This window comes from Paenibacillus elgii NBRC 100335 (assembly GCF_004000865.1).
In the GTDB taxonomy this organism is placed as follows: Bacteria; Bacillota; Bacilli; order Paenibacillales; family NBRC-103111; genus Paenibacillus_G; species Paenibacillus_G elgii.
In genome coordinates, this window is record NZ_BIMB01000005.1 from 134,463 (window position 1) to 158,298 (window position 23,836).

The 23,836-nt window shown below is 53.9% G+C and carries 21 protein-coding genes; 9 read left to right on the plus strand and 12 right to left on the minus strand.

The features are described from left to right. Positions 1-367: 367 nt before the first annotated feature. Positions 368-1,003 (plus strand): HutD/Ves family protein, encoded by a 636-nt coding sequence (locus PEL01S_RS05670; protein ID WP_163767549.1) that lies wholly within the window; start codon positions 368-370, stop codon positions 1,001-1,003. A gap of 42 nt (positions 1,004-1,045) precedes the next feature. Here the strand turns inward: PEL01S_RS05670 and PEL01S_RS05675 are convergent, their stop codons facing one another. The 5 genes from PEL01S_RS05675 to deoR form a co-directional block, all read right to left on the minus strand. Then, entirely contained in the window at positions 1,046-2,125 is a 1,080-nt protein-coding gene (locus tag PEL01S_RS05675) for a lactonase family protein (RefSeq protein WP_127459668.1), read from the minus strand. A gap of 407 nt (positions 2,126-2,532) precedes the next feature. Further along, positions 2,533-3,210 (minus strand): deoxyribose-phosphate aldolase, encoded by a 678-nt coding sequence (gene deoC / locus PEL01S_RS05680; RefSeq protein ID WP_063181388.1) that lies wholly within the window; start codon positions 3,208-3,210, stop codon positions 2,533-2,535. A 42-nt stretch (positions 3,211-3,252) separates the two neighbouring features. Then, positions 3,253-4,554, minus strand: a complete 1,302-nt coding sequence (locus PEL01S_RS05685; protein ID WP_127459669.1) for a pyrimidine-nucleoside phosphorylase — start codon at positions 4,552-4,554, stop codon at positions 3,253-3,255. Between the two features lie 40 nt (positions 4,555-4,594). Then, the gene (locus PEL01S_RS05690; protein WP_010496339.1) at positions 4,595-5,788 is read right to left on the minus strand and encodes a NupC/NupG family nucleoside CNT transporter; all 1,194 of its coding nucleotides are present in this window, start codon (positions 5,786-5,788) and stop codon (positions 4,595-4,597) included. Between the two features lie 477 nt (positions 5,789-6,265). After that, positions 6,266-7,210, minus strand: a complete 945-nt coding sequence (deoR, locus tag PEL01S_RS05695) for a DNA-binding transcriptional repressor DeoR (RefSeq protein WP_063181384.1) — start codon at positions 7,208-7,210, stop codon at positions 6,266-6,268. Positions 7,211-7,386: 176 nt separating this feature from the next. On the opposite strand from deoR, the gene PEL01S_RS05700 reads away from it, so the two are divergent. Both PEL01S_RS05700 and PEL01S_RS05705 read left to right on the plus strand, forming a co-directional pair. Continuing rightward, positions 7,387-8,166 (plus strand): DUF2161 domain-containing phosphodiesterase, encoded by a 780-nt coding sequence (locus PEL01S_RS05700; RefSeq protein ID WP_127459670.1) that lies wholly within the window; start codon positions 7,387-7,389, stop codon positions 8,164-8,166. Between the two features lie 60 nt (positions 8,167-8,226). Then, positions 8,227-8,997, plus strand: a complete 771-nt coding sequence (locus PEL01S_RS05705; protein ID WP_127459671.1) for a polysaccharide deacetylase family protein — start codon at positions 8,227-8,229, stop codon at positions 8,995-8,997. A gap of 91 nt (positions 8,998-9,088) precedes the next feature. Here the strand turns inward: PEL01S_RS05705 and PEL01S_RS05710 are convergent, their stop codons facing one another. The 3 genes from PEL01S_RS05710 to PEL01S_RS05720 form a co-directional block, all read right to left on the minus strand. Continuing rightward, entirely contained in the window at positions 9,089-10,012 is a 924-nt protein-coding gene (locus PEL01S_RS05710; protein WP_127459672.1) for an NAD(P)/FAD-dependent oxidoreductase, read from the minus strand. A gap of 102 nt (positions 10,013-10,114) precedes the next feature. After that, on the minus strand, positions 10,115-11,446 hold the full coding sequence (locus PEL01S_RS05715; protein WP_127459673.1) for an MFS transporter: 1,332 nt from the start codon (positions 11,444-11,446) through the stop codon (positions 10,115-10,117). 239 nt (positions 11,447-11,685) lie between these two features. Continuing rightward, positions 11,686-12,369: an ArsR/SmtB family transcription factor gene (locus tag PEL01S_RS05720; protein WP_239551049.1), complete on the minus strand. Its 684-nt coding sequence runs from the start codon at positions 12,367-12,369 to the stop codon at positions 11,686-11,688. Positions 12,370-12,502: 133 nt separating this feature from the next. Here PEL01S_RS05720 and PEL01S_RS05725 point away from each other — a divergent pair, with 133 nt between their 5' ends. Then, complete coding sequence (locus PEL01S_RS05725; protein WP_127459675.1) at positions 12,503-13,135, plus strand: flavin reductase family protein; 633 nt, start codon at positions 12,503-12,505, stop codon at positions 13,133-13,135. A 77-nt stretch (positions 13,136-13,212) separates the two neighbouring features. Here the strand turns inward: PEL01S_RS05725 and PEL01S_RS05730 are convergent, their stop codons facing one another. From PEL01S_RS05730 to PEL01S_RS05740, 3 genes are all read right to left on the minus strand, one after another. Next, positions 13,213-14,511 (minus strand): ABC transporter substrate-binding protein, encoded by a 1,299-nt coding sequence (locus tag PEL01S_RS05730; RefSeq protein ID WP_371860682.1) that lies wholly within the window; start codon positions 14,509-14,511, stop codon positions 13,213-13,215. A gap of 149 nt (positions 14,512-14,660) precedes the next feature. Next, entirely contained in the window at positions 14,661-15,497 is an 837-nt protein-coding gene (locus PEL01S_RS05735) for a carbohydrate ABC transporter permease (RefSeq protein WP_010496311.1), read from the minus strand. Continuing rightward, positions 15,497-16,381 carry a carbohydrate ABC transporter permease gene (locus PEL01S_RS05740; RefSeq protein ID WP_063181370.1) on the minus strand — a complete coding sequence of 295 codons (885 nt, stop codon included), beginning with the start codon at positions 16,379-16,381 and terminating at the stop codon, positions 15,497-15,499. The genes PEL01S_RS05735 and PEL01S_RS05740 overlap by 1 nt, the downstream gene beginning before the upstream one ends. A gap of 105 nt (positions 16,382-16,486) precedes the next feature. On the opposite strand from PEL01S_RS05740, the gene PEL01S_RS05745 reads away from it, so the two are divergent. From PEL01S_RS05745 to PEL01S_RS05760, 4 genes are read left to right on the plus strand one after another with little or no spacing between them, the layout of a single operon-like run. After that, positions 16,487-18,337: a cache domain-containing sensor histidine kinase gene (locus PEL01S_RS05745; protein ID WP_255320076.1), complete on the plus strand. Its 1,851-nt coding sequence runs from the start codon at positions 16,487-16,489 to the stop codon at positions 18,335-18,337. Beyond that, positions 18,334-19,965, plus strand: a complete 1,632-nt coding sequence (locus PEL01S_RS05750; RefSeq protein WP_127459677.1) for a response regulator — start codon at positions 18,334-18,336, stop codon at positions 19,963-19,965. The genes PEL01S_RS05745 and PEL01S_RS05750 overlap by 4 nt, the downstream gene beginning before the upstream one ends. Continuing rightward, positions 19,962-20,393: a PilN family protein gene (locus tag PEL01S_RS05755; RefSeq protein ID WP_063181365.1), complete on the plus strand. Its 432-nt coding sequence runs from the start codon at positions 19,962-19,964 to the stop codon at positions 20,391-20,393. The genes PEL01S_RS05750 and PEL01S_RS05755 overlap by 4 nt, the downstream gene beginning before the upstream one ends. A 36-nt stretch (positions 20,394-20,429) precedes the next feature. Beyond that, entirely contained in the window at positions 20,430-21,509 is a 1,080-nt protein-coding gene (locus PEL01S_RS05760) for a phosphodiester glycosidase family protein (RefSeq protein ID WP_127459678.1), read from the plus strand. Between the two features lie 329 nt (positions 21,510-21,838). Here the strand turns inward: PEL01S_RS05760 and PEL01S_RS34360 are convergent, their stop codons facing one another. Next, positions 21,839-22,009 (minus strand): hypothetical protein, encoded by a 171-nt coding sequence (locus PEL01S_RS34360; RefSeq protein WP_010496301.1) that lies wholly within the window; start codon positions 22,007-22,009, stop codon positions 21,839-21,841. Between the two features lie 248 nt (positions 22,010-22,257). Between PEL01S_RS34360 and PEL01S_RS05765 the strand changes: the two genes are divergently transcribed. Continuing rightward, complete coding sequence (locus tag PEL01S_RS05765; protein WP_127459679.1) at positions 22,258-23,832, plus strand: alpha/beta hydrolase; 1,575 nt, start codon at positions 22,258-22,260, stop codon at positions 23,830-23,832. Positions 23,833-23,836 lie beyond the last annotated feature (4 nt).

The window sequence follows — 23,836 nt, forward strand, 5'->3', positions numbered from 1 at the left end:
ACAAGTCTACCTTCCTTAACCGGTTAGTTTAACGGCAGATTACCACGTTCCGGGAAGGAAATCAATGACTCGGCTTTCCTCGATGTCGTACGGCCATACATGTGTCTTCCCTTCAGCATGCTGCGGGCATATCGCTCCCCTCCCTCTCTGGCGGCAATAATCCGCTCGTCCCCGTCACGGTTAACAGATTCCATAGCAAAGCGCGCTTCTTTACTTTACCGCCTGTTCGTTAACCGAAAGCTAAGCAAAGCTTACGAAAAGGTTACGCTTCCTTGCTAAAATCTAACAATGCCCGACAGTCTTGATTCCTGAATCGTCCCGTTGTATGTTCATTCCTAAAGAACAAGAAAGCGATGTGATCGATTGGATGGGTTTTTCTATTAAAATCATTCGGCAAGAGGATCAAAAAACGGCGAACTGGTCGGGAGGGGCCACGACGCAAATGGCGATCTATCCGGAAGATGCGTCATACGAGCAGCGGAATTTCGACTGGCGAATCAGCAGGGCGGCGATTCATGCAGAGGAGTCCGTTTTCACGAGTCTGCCCGGTTACCAAAGATTGCTGATGGCAACGCAAGGTGAATTTGTGCTGGAGCACGAACAGTGGCATACGGCCGTGCTGAAGCCTTTTGATCAAGACCGCTTTGACGGGGCTTGGACGACCCGGTGCCGGGGAAAGGGGAACGACCTCAACGTAATGCTGGGGCCCGGCTACTCGGCCGAAATGCTGCCTGTTCTGGTCCGCGATAGTTACAGAGAAGACGTGCAGCGTTCGGGGCTAGCCGCGGATACGGTGAGCTACGAATGCATACATCCGGTTGACGGGGATGTGGAATTTTCATCAGGCGACGATTTGTCGATTGTATTGCGCCAGGGGGACTTGCTCATTTATAAAATCAACGGAAGGCCGGAGAAGCCGCTAGTATTCCGCTATGCGAAGGTTGGAGCTCCGGTTCATGTGGTGCGCATCACCATCTGCCAGGAAGCGGGCGGTGCAATATAAAAAACGACGGGGTCCCTGGTAAACAGGGACCTCCGCCATAAATTAACCCATTGCCGCAAACTTGATGCACACGGGCTTGGACACATCGAGTCTATTCCCTGTAGGAAGAAGCTTTCCGGTAGCCTCGTCCCGCGCGAACGTCACGATTTGATTCGAATCCCTGTTGGCTACGAGCAGGAAGCGTCCGTCCGGCGAGAGCGCGAAGTTCCGCGGATGTCCTCCAAGCGTCGAAGCATGCTCGACGAGCGTGAGTTTGCCGGTCGAGGAATCGATGGCATACACCGCGATGCTGTCATGTCCTCGATTGGAGCCGTACAGAAATTTGCCGTCCGGCGAGATATGAATATCGGCGCACGCACTATCCCCTTCATAAGAAGCGGGCAGCGTCGAAACGGTTTGGATTTCGCTGAGCTTACCATTCTCCTGATCGTAGGAGAATGCCGTGATCGTTGAGCTCAGCTCATTGATGACATAGCCGTAAGGCAGCGACGGATGAAAAACAAAATGCCGCGGTCCCGACCCGGGCGCTACCCGCACTTCGTCATGAAGAAGCAGTTGTCCGGGAGCGACGTCGAGCTTGTACGTAAAGACGCGATCCAGCCCCAGATCGCAGACGACGGCGTAACGGTTGGAACGGTCGACGAATACGGAATGCGCACGCGCCTGATTTTGCACAGGCAGGACGCTGGAGCCTTCGTGCCGGCGGATGTCCGCGGTCTTGCCGATGCGTCCGTCCTCTAGCAGCGGAGAAAGCCCAATCATGCCGCCGTGGTAGCTTGCCACCATAATGTATGTATGGGTGCGGTCCAAAGTAATATGACACGTAGTCGCCGGCACCGTCAGCTCCTTGCCGAGCAGCGACAGCTTGCCGGTTTCGGGATCGAATTCGTATGCCGCGGCAGCCCCGCAGCGTTTGCCTTCGGCATCGGTTCCCTCCGTTATGGCGTATAGCCTCGAGCGTTCAGCATTCACATCCAGAAACGTCGGATTCTGCAGCCCGGCCGCTTGATCGGTCAGCTCGAGACTTCCGGTATCGGGATCGAACCTGCAGGCGTACAAGCCCGGATCGGCCGCATCCGCATACGAGCCCAAAAAAGCGAAGATCTTCTTCTTGCTTTCCATCCAAACACCTCTCTATCTCATTCATGTCCTATAGGCATTATCGCAAATCCGCCGGTCTCAGGCAACCGGGCCGCATGTTAAAAAGGACCTCCGTAATGGAAGGTCCTGAGTTTGTTGAGAAACCCGCTTCGCGTAAAAATTCTCTGCATACGCCGGTGGGGTATATCCCTCCAGCCGCTCTTGAAACCCGTGAACTTGATTAGAATTGGCGGTATTTTCACGCATTTCAAAGGCGGACGTAAACTCTTACGGGATATACCCCACCTCTATTGGTCAGAGATTTTCTAATCCTAAGGCTTTTCAACAGCTTGAAGGACCTCCCATATTGGAAGGTCCTTGGAGTGTATACAAATGTCGCATCGTAGGGTGCATTGAGGCGCGCCCTGTCTTATAACGATTAATACTCGTTAGTACGCGCTGCTCGACTGCTCGCCTTTGACGATCGATACTCCGGAGCTGGAGCCAATCCGGGTAGCTCCCGCTTTAATCATCGCTTGGACATCCTCCAGGCTGCGCACGCCGCCGGACGCTTTTACTCCGATGTCCGGGCCAACCGTTTTGCGCATCAGCGCGATATCCTCTGCCGTAGCTCCGCCGGTCGAAAAGCCCGTCGACGTTTTCACGAAATCCGCGCCGGCCTTCACCGCCAAACGGCATGCCCGCTCCTTCTCTTCGTTGGTCAAGAGGCAGGTTTCGATGATGACCTTCGTCAGCGCCTTGCCTTTAGCCGCTTCGACGACGGCCCGGATGTCCTGTTCCACCAGGTCGTCCTGCTTATCCTTGAGTGCTCCGATATTGATTACCATGTCGACTTCCGTCGCTCCGGCAGCAATAGCTTCCCGGACTTCGAACGCCTTCACTTCCGGCATTGTCGCCCCTAGCGGAAAGCCGATGACCGTGCACACCTTCACGTCGGGCGTGTCCTTCAGAACTTCATAAGCTGTCTTCACCTGCGCCGGATTGACGCACACCGAGGCGAAACGATATTGCTTCGCTTCCTCCGCCAACCGAATCACCGCCTCACGGCTAGCATCGGCTTTTAATAAGGTATGGTCAATTAATCGGGCGATTTCGTTGTTTGTCATCTGCTTACTCCTCCGTTCGTTTTTCAACCCTCGAAACTACGTTTAATGAATTTCCGCGTGCACCAGAACCGGACGTTCCACTTTGCCGGAGGCGATAGTGTACGATTCGTAGATGCTCTCAATCACGTCATCTACCGTTTCGCGATTGCTGTGAATAGTAACAAGCGTATCTCCGGGCTTCACTTCGTCGCCGATTTTTTTGTGCAGCATCAGGCCGACGCTCAGATCGATCTCGGATTCCTTCGTTGCGCGTCCCGCGCCCAAGATCATCGCCGCGGTACCGATGCTGTCGGCGACGATCTCTGAGACATAGCCCGCTTCCTTCGCTTTCACCTCGATACGGTATGCGGCAGCCGGCAGCTTGGACGGGTCGTCTACAATCGACGCGTCTCCGCCCTGTGCGGCAATAAACGCTTTAAACGTCTCCAAGGCCCGGCCGCTGGAAATCGCTTCCTCCAGCTTGCTCCGCGCTTCGCTCACGCTAGAAGCCTGCTTTGCCAAATATACCATATGACTGCCGAGCGTCAAGCACAGTTCGTGCAAATCTTCGGGACCTTCACCGCGCAGCGTATCGATCGCTTCCTTCACTTCGAGCGCATTGCCGATCGCAAAGCCGAGCGGCTGATTCATATCGGAAATGACCGCCATCGTATTGCGTCCCACGTTGTTGCCGATGTCCACCATCGCCTTCGCCAGCTCCTTGGCGCTGTCCAAGTCTTTCATGAACGCACCGGCGCCCACTTTGACATCAAGTACGATAGCGTCGGAACCGGAGGCAATCTTTTTACTCATGATCGAGCTGGCCATCAGCGGGATGGAATTGACCGTCCCGGTCACATCGCGAAGCGCATAGATCTTTTTGTCCGCCGGGGTCAAGTTTCCTGTCGGTCCGGTCACCGCAACTTTCACTTCGTTCACTTGCTTGATAAACTGTTCGCTGCTGATTTCGGCCTGGAATCCCGGAATCGCTTCGAACTTGTCCACCGTGCCCCCGGTATGCCCAAGTCCGCGCCCGGACAGCTTTGCTACGGGAACGCCGACCGCGGCGACGAGCGGCGCAAGAACGATCGTCGTCGTATCGCCGACGCCTCCGGTGCTGTGCTTGTCCACCTTGATGCCTTCAATAGCGGACAGATCGATCGTATCCCCCGACGCCACCATAGCCATCGTCATATTCGCCGTCTCCATCGGAGTCATGCCGCGGAAGAAGGCTGTCATCAGAAACGAGGACATCTGGTAATCCGGGATCGTTCCGTTCGTATAGCCTTGCACAATGAAATCAATTTCCGTCTTGCTAAGCTCGTGACCATCACGCTTGCGGGCAATCAAATCAACCATTCTCATGTTTCTCGTCTCCCCGTGTTTAGTATAGTAATCGAATATTTTATAGGAACAGCCCGATGAGCGTGGCCGACAAAATCGAGGCCAGCGTCGAGCCGAGCAGCAGCTTCAAACCGAACTGCGCAGCCTCGTCTCCCCGTTTGTCGTTCAGCGCTTTCACCGCGCCGGTAATAATGCCGATAGAGCTGAAGTTCGCAAAGCTGACCAGGAATACCGAGACGATCCCGACCGTACGGGGCGACAATCCCGAAGCAATGTCTTTGAAGCTGAGCATCGCAACGAATTCGTTGGTCACAAGCTTCGTCGCCATGATGCCTCCCGCCTGTACGGCTTCGCTCCATGGAATGCCCATCAGGAACGCGACCGGTGCGAAAATATAGCCCAGCACGGATTGGAACGAAATGTGGAAGATCAGTTCGAATACATAGTTGATCATATTCATCAAAGCGATAAAACCGATCAGCATCGCACCCACGATAATCGCCACTTTGAAGCCGTCCATAATGCTTTCGCTGATCATCTGGAAGAACGATTCCTTCGGATGATGCTCCTCATCGGCCACAACCGTCGCCTGTTCTTCCTCCGGATCGAGCTTGTACGGGTTAATAATGTTGGCGATAATCAGTGCCGAGAAAATGTTCAGCACGATGGCGACCACGACGTACTTCGGTTCAAGCATCGTCATGTAGGCTCCGACGATCGAAATGCTGACCGCACTCATCGCTGATGTACAAAGTGTGTACAATCGCTGCTTCGTGACCTGGTTGAGCTGCTTCTTCGTTGTCAGAAACACTTCCGATTGACCAAGCAGCGCGGCGGAAACCGCCACATAGTTTTCCAGCCGGCCCATGCCGTTCAATTTGCTGAGCGCCAGCCCCACATATTTGATGACGAACGGCAGCACCTTCACATAGTTCAGGATGCCGATCAGAATCGAGATAAATATGATCGGCAGCAGCACGTTGATAAAGAAGGTCGAAGCGCCCTGATTTTCCAAGCCGCCGAATACGAAGTTGACACCGCCTACCCCGAATTCCATCAGCTTGCTGAACAGTCGGGAGACGAACGTGATCAGCTCCAGACCGATCTTCGTATTCAATATGATAAAGCTCAGCACAATTTGCGTAACGAGCATAGCCAGAATCGGTCTGCTGCGGATTCCTTTCCGGTTGTTGCTGAACAAATATCCCACCGCAAACACCAGCAGCAATCCGGCTACTACAAATAAAAATTTCATCGGAATTCCTCCAGCCTCGTCTAATTTGGCACTTTAAAGAGAAATGATTCGGTGATTGAAAGCGTTAGCAACGAATGCAAAAAAGCTTCAACATCGAACACGAAGATTAAACTACGGGTCTGTACGATGCTGTCATTTTAGCATTTCCTTTGCCATGAAGTTTTTATGTGCTTTAAATAGGATGTTGTTTCGAAGCGGCTTCGTTACAATTTAACTATAACAAGCGCTTGAACAAATGTAAATATATTATTGAACTTTTGTTCTTTCCAACAAAGCAATCTTGAACAATTTGTGGAATAACCTGTGTTTCCTATTGTTAGCCTTCTTGATTCCGGCTTAAAAGGTGCTGATTTCCCGATCATTTGTATAGTCAACCATTCACATTCGTTCTTCGTTCAGACAAAAAAAGAAACCATCAAGCTTGCGCCCGGATGGTTCCTTACCCTTTTATCAAGATGCCGAATCCGCTCAATTACGTTATCCTTCTTGCTCCAATAATATTTTGGCCGTGTACTGATCCGTTACCAGCACATTCGCATACTGTGCTTTCAATGCGCCGCGGATGCCCTCGACCTTTTTCAAGCCGCCTGCAATGAGAATCGATTGGTCTTTTGTCTTAAGCTCGTGCAGTTCGATCCCGATCGTGCGGGCATTCAGCGTCTCGTTGCAAATCTCGCCGTTTTTATCGAAGAACCGGGAAGCGATATCCCCTACCGCATGGTCGGCGATCAGCTGCATATCCTGTTCCGTGAAATAGCCGAGCTGGAACAGCAGCGAATCCGTCCGGGGCACGCCAACCGTGAACAAAGCGATATTCGCCTGCTTCCCCATGTCAAGCAGCTTCCGGATGTGGCGGTCCGCCTCAATCGCCTGTTTCACCACCACATGGTCGACGATAGCCGGCAGCGGTAGCTGGTAAGGCGTCGCATCGAATGCCATCCCGAACAAATGAAGCGTTTCCGAGGCGTATGTCTTCTTCTCGGAATGGCTGACGCCGCCTTTCAGTTGGACGATTCGGACGTCCTTCAGCGCTTTGTGCTCCAGATGCGTCGCCACCTGATAGATGGTCGTTCCCCAGATAGTGCCGATAATGTCGCCGTCCTGAACGATTTCCCTCAAATAGTCCGCCGTCATCTTGCCCAAATACTGCTTGATCACATGATCCTCGAACAACGGGATAGACGCGACCAGCGCCCGCTTCAGCCCGAACTTCTCTTCCAACTGCTCGCTCAGGATTTTCCGATCCTCGGTCGGGTCCGAGATGCGAATCTCAACGATTCCTTCCTCTTTCGCCTGCTGCAGTAGGCGGGAAACGGTCGGCCGCGAAACCTCCAGCTTGTTCGCGATATCCTGTTGACTGTAATCCAGCAAATAGTAAAGCTTGGCGGCCTCGATCATTTTTTTTAGCTTCTCTTGTTCCATAAAGACCCCGATCTCCATCCCTGAACACTTTACAATGTATTGTTACACAAATGTCCGCTGCACTGCAAGCGTTTTAGCTCAAAAATGCGGTATGATCCTTTCCTCCCTCCTCCCCTCCCAAGCTATGGTATAATAACCATACCATATCACCCCAAGAAAAAAGGAGGCGCGGCCCCTTGGCTATCAAAAGTGAAACGGAGCTGTACGCCCCCGTTAAAGCCTATTTGGAGCAGCTCGGTTACACGGTACGCGGCGAGGTGCGTCATTGCGATTTGGTCGCCATCCGCGGGGAGGAGCCTCCGGTCATCGTCGAATTGAAAAAAAGCTTCTCGATCCCGCTCCTGCTGCAAGCGATCGACCGTCTGCGGATCAGCCGCTTCGTATACGTCGCTTTCGAACGGCCAGCCAAAGGGCGCGCGCCGCACGGCGCTACCTGGCCGGAGCTCCGCAGGCTGTGCGGCATGCTTGGCCTCGGCATGATCGCCGTGCAATTCTATAAAACGCGCAAGCCGCGGGTCGAGGTCGAATGTCATCCGCTGGATGGTTCCGGGCTCGCCATGCCGCTTAAAATGCCAAGGCATAACAAATATGCAGCCGGCAAGCTGATGCAAGAATTTCAAGAACGCCGGGCCGATTATAACGTCGGCGGCAGCACCAAGCGAAAGCTCGTCACCGCTTACCGCGAAAAATCGCTTCATCTCGCGGCGCTGCTGCGCACCCATGGCCCCATGAGCCCCAAACAGCTGCGCGACCTGACGGGCAATGCTCAAGCCGCAGGCATGCTTCAGAAGAACGTGTACCTGTGGTTCGAACGCGTCGCCCGCGGCGTATACAAGCTCACCCCGCAGGGAGAAGCGGAGCTGCAAACTTTTGCTCATGTCGTAGAGGCTTACTTGCCGACCGCGGAGTCGGATACCGCCGAAGCTCCGCAAGTCCCAGTCCTACAAAATGCATAAATCGTTCAGGCAGCGGGTATGTATAGAGTGATACACTACCGTGCAGAAAGGACGTGCGCTATGAAACCGTTCGTTCGGGCTCTCTTCGCGTTATGTCTTGCTATGCTTGCTTGCATGTTATCACTTTTCACCCCTGCCCTATCATCGCCCGCGCAGGCCGCTTCTTCCATTCGCATCCCCGTGCTCAATTACCACAGCATTACCGTCGATCCCGGCAACCGGGCGACCATCGCCCCGGACAAATTCGAGGAACAGATGCGCTACTTGGCTGACGAAGGCTACACGACGCTTACGCTTCAGCAATTCACCGATATCCTCGAAGGCAAAGAAAAACCGCCGGAAAAACCGATCCTGCTCACGTTTGACGACGGCTATGCGGACAACTACGAACACGCTTATCCGCTGCTCAAAAAGTTAAAATTTAACGCCACATTATTCATGGTCCCGGGGTTTGTGGGCGACGGTTATTATTTGGATTGGGAGCAGGTCAAAGCGATGAAAGAAGCGGGTTGGGACATTCAGCCTCACAGCATGAGCCATCCGCACTTACCGAAGCTGAGCGCCAAGAAGCAAGCGGATGAAATTACCGAATCCAGGCGGTTGATCGAGGAACAGCTCGGCACGACAGCCGATATTTTTTGTTATCCGTATGGTGAGTTCAATCGTATGACTTTGAATCTTTTAAAAGAGAATAAGTTCCGGTATGCGTTCACCATCGATCAGGGGTGGGCTTCGTCCGAGCAGGACCCGCTAAAGCTGAAACGTCTGTTCGTCAACGGAGAAGCATCGATGAAAGCCTGGAAGCGGCTGCTGGAGGCGCCAAAATCCTAATATCTCCTTCATGATCGGGAAACAAACGCTAAGGACCAAAGCGATCCCCTTAACGGAGACGGCTTTGGTCCCTTTACTTATGCGGTGTGACTTAAACGAAGACTGCGGTATTCGTTTTCCTCTTCAAAAGCTCTTTATGAATCCAAATCGCCGCCTGCGAGCCCTCGCCCATCGCGATCGTGACCTGCTCCGAGTGCACTCCGATATCTCCTGCCGCCCAGACGCCGGGAACGTTCGTCATCTTGGTACGCGGGTCGGTGACGATATGACGGTTCTCTAGCCGCTCAATACCAAGCGCCACCGTCCATCCGGTATGCACTTCGTTGCCGCCAAAAGCGATAAATCCGCGCTCTCCCTCAATCGTCCGGCCATCCGACAAGCGTACCCCGTCGAACCGGGCATCCGGCCCGCCGAGCACCTCGGCGATTTCCGCTTCAACATGCGGTATGTCCGCTTCCTTCAACTTGTCCGCATGCCCGCTGCCCACCGCTTGCCGTTCGTGATTAACGTAAATAATCCGATCGGTCCAATAGCGCAAAGCAAGCGCCATTCCCGCTCCCGTATCCCCCGATCCCATCACAACGGTCCTCTTCCCGCCGACCTCGTAGCCGTCACAGTCGTGGCACACATACACGCTGATCCCAAGGCGTTCTTCCAGCCCGGGCAGAGGCGGGAAGCGGTCCAGTACGCCGGTTGCCGCGAGCAGCGTCTCGGTGTGGACGGCTCCGCCCCCATCGGCAAGCGCGATCTGAAAGCCGCGGCCGTTCCTTGCCGCCGCCACCACCTCATCACGGCGAAATTCCACCCCGAGCCGTTCGGCATGCGTCCGTCCGAGATGGCGGAGCTCTTGGCCGGAGACTCCATCGGGCCAACCGAGCACATTGTGGTAGCTTCGGCACAGCGTTGAGCGTCCTCGCCCTTTGTCGATCACCAGCACACGATGCCGGTACCGACCAAGCTGAATAGCCGCCTGCAAGCCGGCGATGCCCCCTCCGACGACGATGCAATCGTACATGATCTACGCCCCTTCGTTATTCGTTACCGTTAGCATCCCCCCACGGTCGCAGATTCCATTCCATCCGTTTCCTAAGCGGCACAAAAAAAGCTTCCCCTTCAATCAAGAGGAAGCTTTCATACCGGTGCGGGAGCCGCTTTCCGAGCCGGGACCGCGTACTGCCGGGACCTCACCCAGAGGCGGCTCTTCCTCCGCGCGTCGGCTCAGCAGCCAGACCAGCCCGATTTGCAGCACGGCCGCTGCCGCCAGCACCCAGGGAAGCACCTCGCTGCCTGCGGCGCTTGTAAGCCAGACAAGCAGGCCGATCGATACGACGCGGCCCGCATTCAAGAGCGTCTCGCGCATCACGACCGACTCGACGCGAAGCTGGCCTTTGAGCGGCAGCACGCCAATAAGGCGGTAATAGTACGAAGTAATCGTATTGCCCTGCAGCGGCGCACAGATAGAATAAATGATCATAAATGCGATAACGGTCCCAAGCGTCAGTTTCCACAAAATGAACGCCGTGCCGATTACGAACCCTATGGTCGAGATGAACATAAAGGCCTTCGCCTTGGATTCGGTGCCGTAACGGGAAATGAACATCCCCGTGCCGATGCCGAGACTGGCGTACAGTACCCCCAGATAGCCGACCAGATCCTCCCGGCCGACGATCTGGAAAAGCAAAATATTCGGCAAAAACAGCATCAGTCCCTGAAACAGCCCCATCACCAAAAAGGCGATTAGCGAATAAGTCCAATCCCGGTTTTTGCGCATCAGCAGGCCGACGTATTTCAGATAATACGCTTTATGGTGCGAAGCTTTCATCGGGATCTTGAAGCTGCCGAGCGCTGCCAGCAAAAACATGAGGAACGAGATGCCGAAAACGATCGTGTAGCCCTGCAAGCCCTCGAATTGCCGAATGAGAAATCCGGCCAAGGCCGGTCCGATCAGGCCGCCAAGCGTAAACGTTATCATATTAATCGCGAGAAAACGGATGCGGTTCCGGTCCGTCGTAACATCATACATCAAGGTCAAATAACCTACCCAATAAAACGAACTCGCGATGCCGTTCAGCACGGCAAAGAGCACATAATATCGAGCCACCAGTTCCCCGGAGAAGACAACGGACAAATAAAATAGCGCAATCATCGCAATGCCCAGCCGGTACGTCACCATGCGGTCCTTGCGCTTGATCATCCAGCCGCCGAGCGCGAATGCCAGCGGAGCCACCGCATAGTTAATCGCAAAGTATGCTCCATTAATTTCGAGGCTGTGGGTCAGCCGCCACAAGTACAGCGTCAAAAAGACGCCCGACATCGAAGCTCCGAACTGAAAGCAAAAATGAATAAAGAGCGAAGCGACGGCCTCGGCCGACAGCCTCTTTTCTTCCGGCACCGCTGTCTTCCGCGACTCCGCCCAATGCCTGACTGCTTCTCCGAGTCGTAACCCCATCCGAGCCTGGACCGCCTCTCCGGCAAACAGGAGGCGCCCATGTCCTCCGTTCGCTCAACATCGATTTTACGACCATTGTATCAGCGGGGACTACCGTTTGTGAAACCGCAAACAAGCGCGATTGCAAGCGTATACGGTCATTTTTCGCCAGCAGCGGAAGGAGGCCCCGGTCAACCTCCCGTTATTAGCCTTTTCCCCGTCCCTTGTCGGTTGGATGCACCGCTGTACCAGCCGCCGGTTTAATCCAGCTGAATTCCAAATCGCTCCGCCATGCCTTGCATTCCTTCCTGCGTGATTCGCACGGCCCGGCTTTGCTCCTCCCGGCGAAACCAATCCATCGCAAACATAAGCTCAGTTAGCCCTTGCCCAAGTGCACCGGCCAAATGGTGCTCGCGCTCCGTCCAATCGAGACAGCAGCGGGAGAAAGCCCGCCGCTTCTTGCGAAGCTGCGGCAAGTCCAAGCCAAGGTCCGCAAAAAAACGTTCGCCGGAAGCCGTAACGTGAAGCTGCAGCCCGTCTTTCTGCAAATGCCCTGCCCTTTGCAGCGATTCCGCAATACGTACCGCGGCTTCTCCTGCCAGATGGTCGTAGCACATCCGGGCGTGGCGCAGCTTTTTCATTTGGTCCGATTGCCGTAACGAGATGACTGGCACCGGCCCGGCAAACGAAAGCAGCTGCTCGATCATTTCCGCATCGCTCGCCTTCGCGATCCGGTAGTACCGGTGTCGACCGTGCTTTTCTACCGTTACAATTCCGAGCTCCGCCATTTTGGCCAAATGGAAGCTGGCGGTTTGCGGCGTAATTCCTGCTGCGGCTGCCAAGTCCCCAGCCGGATGGCAGCGGCCGTCCAACAAATGCAGCAGGATGGCCGCCCGGGACGGGTCGCTAATCAGCGAAGCGATGGATGATACATTCCGATTCAGACTCATCGTAGTCCTCCTTTTCATTGCATTCCACATTTCGATGATAATAGAAACGTCCATGAATTACAATGAGCTAGGAGCAGTTATCCCGAATTTCCTATCGGACTATGACAACCATCGGAGGTAATGAAGCATGAACACGAAAGGTTCCCCTACGGAAGCAAGCCATTTGAACATTCAGCCAAAAATTTTATACTACGGCATGCCCGTTATTCTCGCCACGACGCTGAACGAAGACGGTACGACCAACATCAGTCCCCTTTCCTCGTCTTGGGCGCTCGGACGATATCTGGTGCTCGGCATGGGCTTCGGCGGCCAAGGCATCGACAACCTGCAGCGGACACCGGAGCTGGTCGTCAACGTTCCTGACGCCGCGATGTGGCAGCAGGTCGAAAAGCTGGGCCCGCTCACCGGAAAACATCCGGTACCAGACTACAAAGCGCAGATGGGTTACCGCTACGAGCCGGATAAATTCACCGCCGCCGGGCTTACGCCGGTCGCTTCGCTCTCCGTTAAACCGCAGCGAATCGCGGAATGCCCGCTGCAAATCGAATGCACCGTCAAGAAGATCACGTTCCCGGATTATGCGCCGATGTTTGCCATCGTCGAAACCGAAGCGGTGCAAATCCACGCTCTCCCGGACATCGTGAAGAAGACGGGCAGCGATCATATCGACCCTTCGCGCTGGAACCCGCTGATCTACAACTTCCGCCATTACTTCGGGCTCGGCGATCGCCTGGGCAATAATTATCGCGCCGAAATATAGCACCAGCCATTCCGCCAAGCATACAAAAAAATCAAGGCACCACCCGCCAGGGCAGATGCCTTGATTTTTTAACCATCTTATTTCTTCAAGCTTTCCCAAGTTTGCTGGAATTCCGTCAGCATTTGATCCTTCGTTTTTTGCTTCGCGACATACGCCTGCATCGTGGAAGCAAACTTTTTGCTGGACGCTTCGCCGCCCGGGAATTTAAACCAGTTCCAGCTCAGCGTTTTGTTTTCTTTGCTGTATTTCATCAGATCGGCAGCCAATGGTCCAAGAATTTTCTCGTCGCCTTGAATGTTAGTGAAGGCCGGGATGAACTTGAATTCTTCCACCATGTACTTTTTGCCCATATCCGAAGTCACGAGCCAGTTCAGGAACTTCTTCGCTTCTTCTTTGTTCGGAGAATTTTTATTGATGACCCAGTTGTTCGGCACGCCGACCGGCAGCTTGTCGTTGGCTGCAGGATCGTCGGAGATCGGCATCGGCAGGAAGCCGACCTTCAGGTTCGGGTTCGTTTGCGTCAGCTGCAATTGCGTCCAGTTGCCCTGCTGCGTCATCGCCGCTTTGCCGGTAGCGAACTCGGTTACTTGCGTTTTATAGTCGGTTTGCAGCGGGTTCTTGTTGCCGTACTGGAGCTGCAGATCGAAAAGCTTCACCCAATTGTCGAACACCGGGTCGCCCGGAATTTTCGCCGTGCCTTTGTTCAGGCCGTCGATGAACGCGTTCGGGTCTTTCTGATAAGCGAACGGCAGGTTCACGAAGTGGTTGCCGAGCACCCACCATTCGGCGTAGCCGTTCACGAACGGCGTAACGCCTTTGGCTTGCAGCTTTTTCGCCGCGTCTTCAAGCTGCGTCAACGTTTTCGGCAGCTCGGTGATGCCGGCTTGGGCAAACAAGTCTTTGTTATACAGGAAGCCGTAGCCTTCCAGGTTAAGCGGCTGACCGTACAGCTTGCCGTCTTTGGTCATCGGCTCTTTGGAGACCGGCACCAGATCCTTCACCCAAGGCTGGTCGGACAGGTCTTCCAAATGCTCGATCCACTTGTCCAAATCGGAGAAGCCGCCGTTGTTGAAAATGTCCGGCTTGTCCCCGGAGTTGAATTTCGCCATCAGCGCCGCGCCGTAGTCCGCGCCGCCGCCGACCGTATCGATTTGGATTTTGACGCCCGGGTTTTGCTTCTCGTATTCGGCCGCCAGCTTGGCAAGCGGCTCCGCAATTTCGACCTTGAATTGGAACATTTTCAGTGTTACGGTTTTGCCTCCAGCGGCACCGCCGCCGGCGTTCGTTCCGCTTGGCGCTTCTTCTTTTTTCGCGCAGCCCGCGAGGAGCGACATCAGCATAATTGCTGCCATTCCGGCGCTCGCAACCTTGTTCATTTTCATGGTGTAACCTCCCTTATTTAATGCTGCTTTTTGTATCTGTTCGTTTCACTTGTATTGTATAAAATGCCCTGCCTTTCGAACACGTACTATATTGAACGAAAAGGTGGAACATTTTGAACAACCGCTTACATTACCATTTATTGTTAGCCTTTGACCGATCCGGCCGTAATCCCTTCGATAATAAACCGCTGCATCGCCAAGAAGAAGGCAACAATTGGAATGACGCCAAGTACGAGCGCGGCCAGCGCCATATCCCACTGCTTCGTATATTGGCCGAAGAACGAATACGTGGCCAGCGGAATCGTCCGCAGATCCGGGCTGTTCAGCACGAGCAGCGGCAGCAGGAAGTCGTTCCAAATCCACAAGCTGTTCAGCAGTATAATCGTGACGCTCATCGGCTTCAGAAGCGGAAAAATAATTTTCCAGAACACGCCGTAAGGCGTGCAGCCGTCCACGGTCGCGGATTCCTCGATTTCCCGGGGAATCGCCTTGACGAAGCCGTGATACAAGAATACGGTCATCGAAATCCCGAAGCCGAAGTAACAGAAGATCAGTCCGAGCTTGCTGTCCATCAAGCCGACCTCGCTTGCCACTTTGACGAGCGGGATCATGATCGATTGGAACGGGATAACCATCGCAGCCACGAAGGCGAGGAACAGCAGATTATTGAACTTCGACGGGAACCGCACCAGCCGGTAAGCGGCCATGGAGCCGATCACCACAAGCCCCAGGTTGCTGAAAACAGTAATAATCAGCGAGTTCGTAAATACTTTCGGAAATTTCATGATGCCCCATACTTTGACGTAGTTGTCGAAGTTGATCGATTTCGGCAAATTCGCCGAATTGACCAGCAGGTCGCCGAACGATTTCATCGAATTGACGATAACGAAATAGAACGGTACCAAGAAAAGCAGGGCAAGCACAATGGCTAACAGCTCCAGGGCGAAGGTACGCAGATTATAGCTTTTGGACGCTTCCATTATACTTCAACCTCCTTTTTCTTGGTGAGGGACACTTGAATGAGCGTAATCAACGCCACCACGATGAAGAAAATAAAGGCCTTCGCCGTTCCCAAGCCGTAGCGGTTGTTGCGGAACGCTTCTTCATAAATATTGAGCGCCACGGATTGCGTCGAGTTGAACGGTCCGCCCTGTGTCAAGGATACGTTCAGATCGTACATTTTGAACGCCCAGGAGATCGTCAGGAACAAGCACACGGTAACCGAAGGCATGATCATCGGGATCGTAATATGGCGCAGCGCCTGCCAGCGGGTGGCCCCGTCGATGGTCGCCGCTTCCGTCAGCTCCTTCGGCACGTTCGCCAAGCCGGCGATATAAATAACCATCAAGTAACCGGCCGTTTGCCATACGCTTACAATGATGAGTCCCCAGAATGCCGTCGGGGCATCTCCGAGCCACGGGAGCTGGAAGAAGGCGATTTGGGTCAGCTCGCCGATTGTCGAGAACCCTTTGATAAAAATAAACTGCCAGATGAACCCGAGCAGCAGTCCGCCGATGACGTTCGGCAGGAAGAAGACCGTCCGCAGCACGTTCCGCGTTTTGAGCGCCTGGGACAGCAGAAGCGCCAGCGAGAAGCCGAGCAGGTTCGCCAGAATGACGTTCGTCACGGTGAACCGCGTCGTAAACCAGAACGCTTTATGGAAATCTGTATCCGTCGTCAGGATTTGTTTGAAGTTGTCGAGGCCGATCCATTTGACGTTCGACGTGACCCCGTTCCATTCCGTGAACGAATAATACATGCTCATGAGAAACGGAACAAGGACAATGAGGCTGAAGAACAGAAAGGCCGGGCCGACAAAGACGGTTTGCTGGAGTATGCCGGATAGCCGCTGTTTCGCTTTCATGGATTTTCCCCCTTTATTTCTTACAATTCGCAGGCCAAGCTGAAAGTATACTCCCAGTATATAAGCCTCAAAAAGCAAAGGACACGCATTCTGGTGACGTATCAGGTGGAATTTATTGACCTCAACTGGTACAATAATGGCGCCGACATTTGCGTGGAGGGAATCGCGATGATCCGTAACAGCATCCGGAATAAACTGATTGTGTTTTTGCTTGCGGCCACCATACTGCCGATTTCCACTTCCATCGTCATGACGTACTATTTTACGAAGCAAAATATAACCCGGGAAACGATCCAGACGAATTCCAACTTGATCTATCAAGGCAAGACGAATATTATCAATTATTTGAACGGCATCAATCAGGCCTCGCTTACGGTGTATAACGACATTGATTTTTACGAGGCGATCGAAGCCGGGGCTGCCGATTACACGAGCCGCAACGAAATCGTCCGGGGTTTGCAGAGCATTGCCAACGCCGTGAAGGATATACAACAAGTATACTTGTATATCGCCGATACGGATAAATCGTACCTGTGGACGCAAGGGAATATCTACCGTAACGAAACGAGCGGGAAGAAATTCATTCCTCCGGTCAGCCAGACGGGGGATGTCACTTTGGAGCCGACGCACCCGAGCCATTTGTACGGAACGAGCGGCTTCGGTCCGGTGCCTCCGGCTCCCGCGATCAGCCTGCACCGGAAGGTTGTCAATGCCGTGACCATGAAAAACTTCGGCATTTTATCGATTGACTTTAACTTGAATATGCTCTCTTCCATCTGCGAGCAGCTTTATAAAAAAGGAGAAGAGCAGCTTTATATTTTGGACAAGCAAGGTCGGGTCGTGTACGGCCCCGGACCGGTCGGAATGCAGATCGACGAGCCTTGGGTGACCCATCTGCTCAGCTTATCCGAACCGAGCGGAAGCTTCGAAACGGACAGCAGCGAATTCAAGGGTATTCAAATGTACGAGCGCATGGCGACGCCTTATATGGAATGGACGCTCGTCAAGCGGATTCCGTACGACCGGCTGTACAGCAACGCCAGACAGCTGACCGAAATCAATACGCTGATTTTGATCGGATTCCTTGTGGTGGTCATTTCCGCCACGTTGTACATTTCGTTCCGCTTTACCGCGCCGATCAAAAAGCTGATCGGATATATCGGAAAAATTCAATCCGGCAACATGCAAGTCGATATTCACGTCAAAGGAAATGACGAGTTCGGCATTCTTGCGAATCGCTTCCGCATTATGATGCAGACGATCAACAACCTGATCACGCAGGAGTACAAGCTGGAGCTGGCCAACAAGACGAATCAGCTGAAGGCGCTGCAGGCGCAGATTAATCCGCACTTCCTGTACAACTCGCTGCAGTCGATTGGAACGCTTGCCCTGCAGCACGATGCGCCGCGGATTTATTCGCTTCTGTCGTCTCTGGCCAAAATGATGCGCTACAGCATGAATACCAGCGTCGCCATCGTTCCGTTTGACAGCGAGGTAAAGCATGTCCGCTCCTATATGGAGCTGCAGATGCAGCGCTTTGAACATCAATTAACCGTGGAGTACGACATTGACGCAGACACCCTTCAGGTCCCCGTGCCCAAGATGATCCTGCAGCCGATTGTGGAAAACTACTTTAAACACGGCTTCGATCCGGGACAAAACACGGGAAAATTGCTGATCGCAAGTAGCATCGCGGAAGACGGACGCATGGAAGTGACGGTGGCGGACAACGGGAAAGGGATGGCGGAGGAAGAGCTGCAGCGCCTGAAAGCGCGACTCGGTTCGCCGTCCGAGCATCTGCAGGAGGAAGACAGCATTGGTCTGATCAATGTGGTATCGCGTCTGCGGCTCTATTACAACCATGAAGCGGACATGAGGATCGAGCATCACAAGCCTTACGGAGTCAAGGTAACGATCCTTATGCCCATCCATATGAAGGAGAACGGGGAGCTATGAAAGCCATCATCGTCGATGATGAAAAGCACGTGCGGGAAGCGATCAAGCTGCTCGTCCGATGGAGCGACTTCGGCATCGATCAGGTGCTGGAAGCCCAGGACGGGCTGGACGCCGTCCGGCAAATCGAGGAGCATCGGCCGCAGCTTATCTTTACGGACATGATGATGCCCGTCAAGAGCGGCATGGAGCTGATGGAATGGCTGCAAAGCCAATACCCGTCCGGCAAAACGATCGTCATCAGCGGGCACGACGAATTCGAGCTTGTCCGGCACGCCGTTCAATACGGCGGCGTCGATTACATTCTAAAGCCCATCGATCACGAGCAATTGGCTGCCGCGGTGGAGAAGGCGGTATCCGCCATCCGGCGCGAAGAGTCGGATCGCCGCCTGCAGCAGGCGCGAAATATCGAGATGAATCAGCTGAAGCCGGTCTATTGGGACAAAATATTGTCCAACCTGCTGACCGAGCCGAAGCTGTATTCCCAGCACGCCAAAGCGCTGGACGCGGAATTCGGGCTCGTGCCTTCGGTAAAAGAGTGCCGGATCGCCATCTTGAGCCTGGATACGATGAGCCTCAGCTTCAAGGACAGGTTTATGGCCGATTACGAGCTGCTCTTTTTCTCGCTCACGAACATCTGCAACGAGCTGCTGGCCGCGCGCGCGTCCGGAGGCCCCCGGCAAGGCATCGCCTATCGGTATTGGAACAGCGACAGCGAAGCGATCCTGCTGCTCTATGGCGGGCTGGACCAGACGCAAGCATTGCTCGAACGCATTCGGGAAGGTATCCGGGACACGGTCCGCAACTGCTTCGATACCGGCGTCAGCCGGGTGCATCCGTTCCCCGAAGGACTGACGGCCGCGTATCTTGAAGCCAGGCAGGTGCTTCGCAGACGGAATCTGCTGATCCGGGAGAAGCGCACGCTGATCGCCGGACCCGCTGCGGCGGCGCCAAGCAGTCGACAGCTTTCGTTTACGGATTACGCCGAACCGATCCGGCTCTCGGTGCAGAGCGGCAGCGAGGAGCAGATCCGCCGCGCGGTCGCCGCGTGGTTCGCGGACGTGCGCAAGCTGGAGTATATCGACATGGAACAGTTGGAGCATTGGTGGCATGAATACAATGTCGTGCGCAGCCGCTGGCTGGCCGAGCTATTCGAGGGCGACGGACTCCGCGGCGAGGAGGAACACAGCGCGCCGTTCGTCGTTCCGCTGGACGAGGAAGGGTTTCTGTCCCTCGATCGCTGGGAGCAGCAGCTCGTCCGCAGCTTGTCCGAGCTCTCGCGGCTGCTTCTGTCGCATCAGCGGCAGGACAGCAACGTTATTTTTGAAATTGCCAAGTTTATTCAGAATCATTACCATCAGGACATTACATTGCAGGAAATCGCCAACCATTTTTATTTGAGCCGTGAATATATTTCCCGTAAGTTCAAGCAGGAATTTCATGTGAATTTATCCGATTACATCAGCGGCATCCGCATCGATAAAGCCAAGCTGCTGCTTTTGAACCCGAATCTTCGCATTTCCCAGATCGCCGCCATGGTCGGCTACGACGACGAGAAATATTTCAGCAAAGTGTTCAAGAAAACGGTTGGCGTCTCCCCTAACGAGTACAGGAAGGTGAACCAGCCATGAGTATGCAGATCGAGCCGGCGGGACAACCGTCCGCTCCGCGCAACGTCAAGCCGAGAAAACCGACGAAAAAAACGTATCTGATTCTGGCCCTGGTCTGGGCCGTGCTTGTCGGCTCGGGCGCATGGGGCGGCAAGCTTTATACCGATCATTTGAAGCGGCAGCTGAAAGAAGAGCTTGCCGTCCAAACGAATGAACAGCTTACCGCCGTGCAGGAGCAATACCAGAAGCAAATCGCTGAGCTCAAAGACAACATGACAGGCGAAATGGCCAAGCTGCAGACGAAGGTCGATGCGGTGAACGAGCTGCTCGCCTTTACCAAAGACAGCGCCAGCAGCAAGACGGACAACAGCAACCAGCTCTATACACAGCTCGCCGAAGTAAAGAAGAAGCTTGAAGACCTGAAAAAGCAGCTGGATGCGCTGCAATAGATTGCACGGACGAAAGGACAGTGAACTCCGAAAGCCATGATTCCGATTCAACATATTAACCGGACGATGCTGCTGGTGTGCGCGCCGTTTGTCGGATTGCTGCTGTTTCTGCTTATCACGGGCGTATCGGTCGAGCTTCCCTCATTCGCCGGAGCCCCCGACACTTCATGGAAGGTCGGCAATGACTGGCAGAACGTCCTTGCCAAGCTGGACAAAACAAAGGCCGACGCGGCGCAGACTCGTTCGACGATTGAGAAATACTACGAGCTATACTCCAAAAGCACGGCCGAAGCTGCTGCAATGACGCAAACGGCCGAATCGGCGGCTGCACGCCCGGCAGCCATCTTCGACTCGCGGATCGGCGCCAAGCTCGGCGGCAACGTCAACCGTGCCACGACAACGTCCAACGTCGATCTGAAATTATATACGTTTACGGAACCAAGATATAAAGGCTACGCGCTCAAAGTGGATCTGAAAACGGACAAAGGTATGAAGATGGTGCTGGGAAAAGATAAGGTCGGGGGCAGCGAAACGACGCTGGAAGCGGTACGCCGCTATGGCGCCGTCGCCGGGATCAACGCTGGAGGCTTCGCCGACGATGACAAAACCGGCAAGCGGTTCCCGCTGAGCACAACGGTGCTCGGAGGCAAGTACGTCTACGGCTTCGAGCCGACGTTCGAGGACTTGGCATTCATCGGGATTAGCACCGACCGGAAGCTGATCGGCGGCAAATTTTCGCGTCAGGAAGATTTGGACAAGCTGAAGCCGTCCTTCGGGGCGACGTTCGTGCCGATCCTGCTCCAGGACGGGAAGAAGCAGAACATACCGAATCAATGGCTGACCTCCCCGGCCCGCGCGCCGCGGACGATAGTCGGCAGCTTTAAGAACGATCAGCTGCTCTTTATGGTGACGGACGGCAACGACGAAAACGGCCGTTCCGGCGCTACGCTGCCGGAGCTTCAGGACAAGCTGGTCGCGCTCGGCGTCAAAGACGCCTACAATCTGGACGGGGGCGGATCGTCAAGCTTGATCTTTGACGGACAAGTGATCAACCGGCCGTCCGATTCCGGTGGTCGCCTGCGGCCGCTGGCGACGCACTTCTTGTTTTTCAAGTAAAATTCACATATTTAGCGTTTTCTTTTACCAATGGGTTGGTTATAATATAGGCGGGAGGTGCTGAGTAAATGTCAGTCACATTTTGGATCGTTATCACGGTTTTTCTTCTGTTCATTGTCTCGATGCTTACAGCCGCTTACAATGATGACAAAACCAAGGGACTTTAATCATACGCTTCCCTTCGCCTGCGGGTTGAGAGACGCGGCTTCCGGATCAATCAAGGTTACGTTACAGCACCTGATTGCATCTGCGGCCGGCACCTTTCAACCCGTTTTCATGCTACGCGGATACAATTTGTATCTCTCATTATAAAAAAATAGAACCATAGGTTAACGCGTGTCTTCGTTCTCCGCATCAGACTGCGAAGTCTGGTCAAGGGGGATCGGACTGCTGCCGAACTTTTGCCAATCGAGCGGATTGAGCCCAAGCTGCCTCATTACTTCACGGATCTCCAAATGTATAACGGTTTCATCTCCAGTAGTCATTGCGATTCGCTCCATCCTGACAAGTCCACCTTCTATATGGTTTTAGTATGATTTTGTATGAGCTTGACCGAAGAGTGTAACAATCCCTTACAGGCATTCTAGCACAGCAAGCGTTACAGAATGGTTACAAAATCAAAAGAATTCTTAATTTTTCTCCTAGCTTTATTAAATTTTGGCTAAACATTTGATATAATATCCAAAGACCTAGTCCTATTAGACTAATTTAAATGAAAATTTGAATCCCATAGGGGGACTTTGGACTTATGTCTTTTTTCATTTCCGCCGATTCTCTGATGTATTATGAACATTACGAGTGCCCCGCAAAGGGCGCGAAAACTTTGGTGATGATCCACGGCGCCGGATTGAACTCCACCTTCTGGCAGTCCATTGTCCCGCTTCTCGAATGGCGTTATTCGATCCTCTTGTACGATTTAAGCGGCCACGGACAAAGCAGTGAAGGACACGCGGACATTTCTTGGGAGCTGCTGACCGGAGAACTCCATGCCCTGCTGCGCTCACTGAGAGTGGACCGTGTCACCCTGCTGGGTCACGACTTCGGGGCGCACCTCGCCGTCCAGTTCGCATTGTCGTACGGCTCGATGGTTGAAAGCCTCATCCTGATTTCGCCATTCGCTCACCTGCCGCTTACTTCGCTTCATAAAGAATACAAGCTGCGAGCCTCTCTTGCCAAAAAAGCATCCCGTCAAACGCTCGGGGAAGCGATGGTGAAGCGTATGTCCGTCAAGCACCAGGATGCGGTCTTGACGCAGCGAATCGTGCAAGCCTTCGAACGGGTCCATTTCCCCACCTATGCTCAAATGGTGGAATTGGCGATCAAGCCCGTATTTCCGAAAGATTATCTCCTCCTCCAAAAGCCTGTACTGCTGCTCTCCGGCGAGCAGGACCCTGTCTTCACGCCGGCGCTGGCCGGTCTGACGCATGCGCAGTTGGAGACGACGGGCTTCTTGGTCGTCCCCGACGCCTCAAGCCTGGTGTTCGTCGATCAGCCGATTTATTCGGCCGACTGGATCGATGCCTTTAGCCGCAAGCCGCTTCCCGGACAACGGAATAACGCCATCAACCGCGAGCTGAGGCAGCACGTGCAGCAATTGACAAAGCAGGGCTACGAGCATTGGGGCGGCAATCGGATTCGCATCCGCTGCTTGGGCAAATTCGAGGTTTGCCTGAACGACCGGATTGTGCCGGGCGGCTGGAATACCCGGTACGCCAAAAGCCTGATGATCTATCTGGCCTTTCATCCGACCGCTACGCGGGAGCAGCTGTGCGAAGCTCTCTTCCCTGAAGTCGAGCACCCGAATGCGATGCGGAATTTGCGCGTCTACTTAAGCCATTTCTCCAAGCTGCTGGAGGCGAATGATGCGGAGAAGCCGTGCCTGACGATCGGAAGAGATGTCGTCAAGCTTCATTATCTTGTCGATTGCGATTTAATGGAGTTTTTGAACGATCTGCAGCAGGTCGCTGCAGAGCAGGATAGCGAGGTAAAATACGGGCTGTGCGAAGATTTGCTTAGCCGGCTCAGCGGCAAGCTCATGCCGGGGTGCTACGATCCTTTTGCCTTATCGTTGAAAGAAAAAGTCGAGCAGCTATGGGAGGGCATCACCTTGTGGGCAGCCGATTACTGTATGCAGACCGGAAAAGGCGGCCAAGCCGTTCCTTTTCTACTCAGCGGATTGCAGCACGGCTATGCGGATGAAACCTTGTATTATGACCGGTTGATCGCTATTTATCAGCAAAGCGGCAACACCAAAGAGCTGCGCAAATGGGTCCGTAAAAAAAGAAACAGCCTATCCACGCCCCCGGCGGAGGAAAAGCTTTAAACGG

What these genes read in the sequence shown, in the direction of transcription:
- PEL01S_RS05670 (WP_163767549.1), top strand. Translation starts at nt 368, where the DNA reads ATGGGTTTTTCTATTAAAATCATTCGGCAAGAGGATCAAAAAACGGCG.
- PEL01S_RS05675 (WP_127459668.1), bottom strand. Translation starts at nt 2,125, where the DNA reads ATGGAAAGCAAGAAGAAGATCTTCGCTTTTTTGGGCTCGTATGCGGAT.
- deoC (WP_063181388.1), bottom strand. Translation starts at nt 3,210, where the DNA reads ATGACAAACAACGAAATCGCCCGATTAATTGACCATACCTTATTAAAA.
- PEL01S_RS05685 (WP_127459669.1), bottom strand. Translation starts at nt 4,554, where the DNA reads ATGAGAATGGTTGATTTGATTGCCCGCAAGCGTGATGGTCACGAGCTT.
- PEL01S_RS05690 (WP_010496339.1), bottom strand. Translation starts at nt 5,788, where the DNA reads ATGAAATTTTTATTTGTAGTAGCCGGATTGCTGCTGGTGTTTGCGGTG.
- deoR (WP_063181384.1), bottom strand. Translation starts at nt 7,210, where the DNA reads ATGGAACAAGAGAAGCTAAAAAAAATGATCGAGGCCGCCAAGCTTTAC.
- PEL01S_RS05705 (WP_127459671.1), top strand. Translation starts at nt 8,227, where the DNA reads ATGAAACCGTTCGTTCGGGCTCTCTTCGCGTTATGTCTTGCTATGCTT.
- PEL01S_RS05710 (WP_127459672.1), bottom strand. Translation starts at nt 10,012, where the DNA reads ATGTACGATTGCATCGTCGTCGGAGGGGGCATCGCCGGCTTGCAGGCG.
- PEL01S_RS05715 (WP_127459673.1), bottom strand. Translation starts at nt 11,446, where the DNA reads ATGGGGTTACGACTCGGAGAAGCAGTCAGGCATTGGGCGGAGTCGCGG.
- PEL01S_RS05725 (WP_127459675.1), top strand. Translation starts at nt 12,503, where the DNA reads ATGAACACGAAAGGTTCCCCTACGGAAGCAAGCCATTTGAACATTCAG.
- PEL01S_RS05730 (WP_371860682.1), bottom strand. Translation starts at nt 14,511, where the DNA reads ATGAACAAGGTTGCGAGCGCCGGAATGGCAGCAATTATGCTGATGTCG.
- PEL01S_RS05735 (WP_010496311.1), bottom strand. Translation starts at nt 15,497, where the DNA reads ATGGAAGCGTCCAAAAGCTATAATCTGCGTACCTTCGCCCTGGAGCTG.
- PEL01S_RS05740 (WP_063181370.1), bottom strand. Translation starts at nt 16,381, where the DNA reads ATGAAAGCGAAACAGCGGCTATCCGGCATACTCCAGCAAACCGTCTTT.
- PEL01S_RS05750 (WP_127459677.1), top strand. Translation starts at nt 18,334, where the DNA reads ATGAAAGCCATCATCGTCGATGATGAAAAGCACGTGCGGGAAGCGATC.
- PEL01S_RS05755 (WP_063181365.1), top strand. Translation starts at nt 19,962, where the DNA reads ATGAGTATGCAGATCGAGCCGGCGGGACAACCGTCCGCTCCGCGCAAC.
- PEL01S_RS05760 (WP_127459678.1), top strand. Translation starts at nt 20,430, where the DNA reads ATGATTCCGATTCAACATATTAACCGGACGATGCTGCTGGTGTGCGCG.
- PEL01S_RS34360 (WP_010496301.1), bottom strand. Translation starts at nt 22,009, where the DNA reads ATGGAGCGAATCGCAATGACTACTGGAGATGAAACCGTTATACATTTG.
- PEL01S_RS05765 (WP_127459679.1), top strand. Translation starts at nt 22,258, where the DNA reads ATGTCTTTTTTCATTTCCGCCGATTCTCTGATGTATTATGAACATTAC.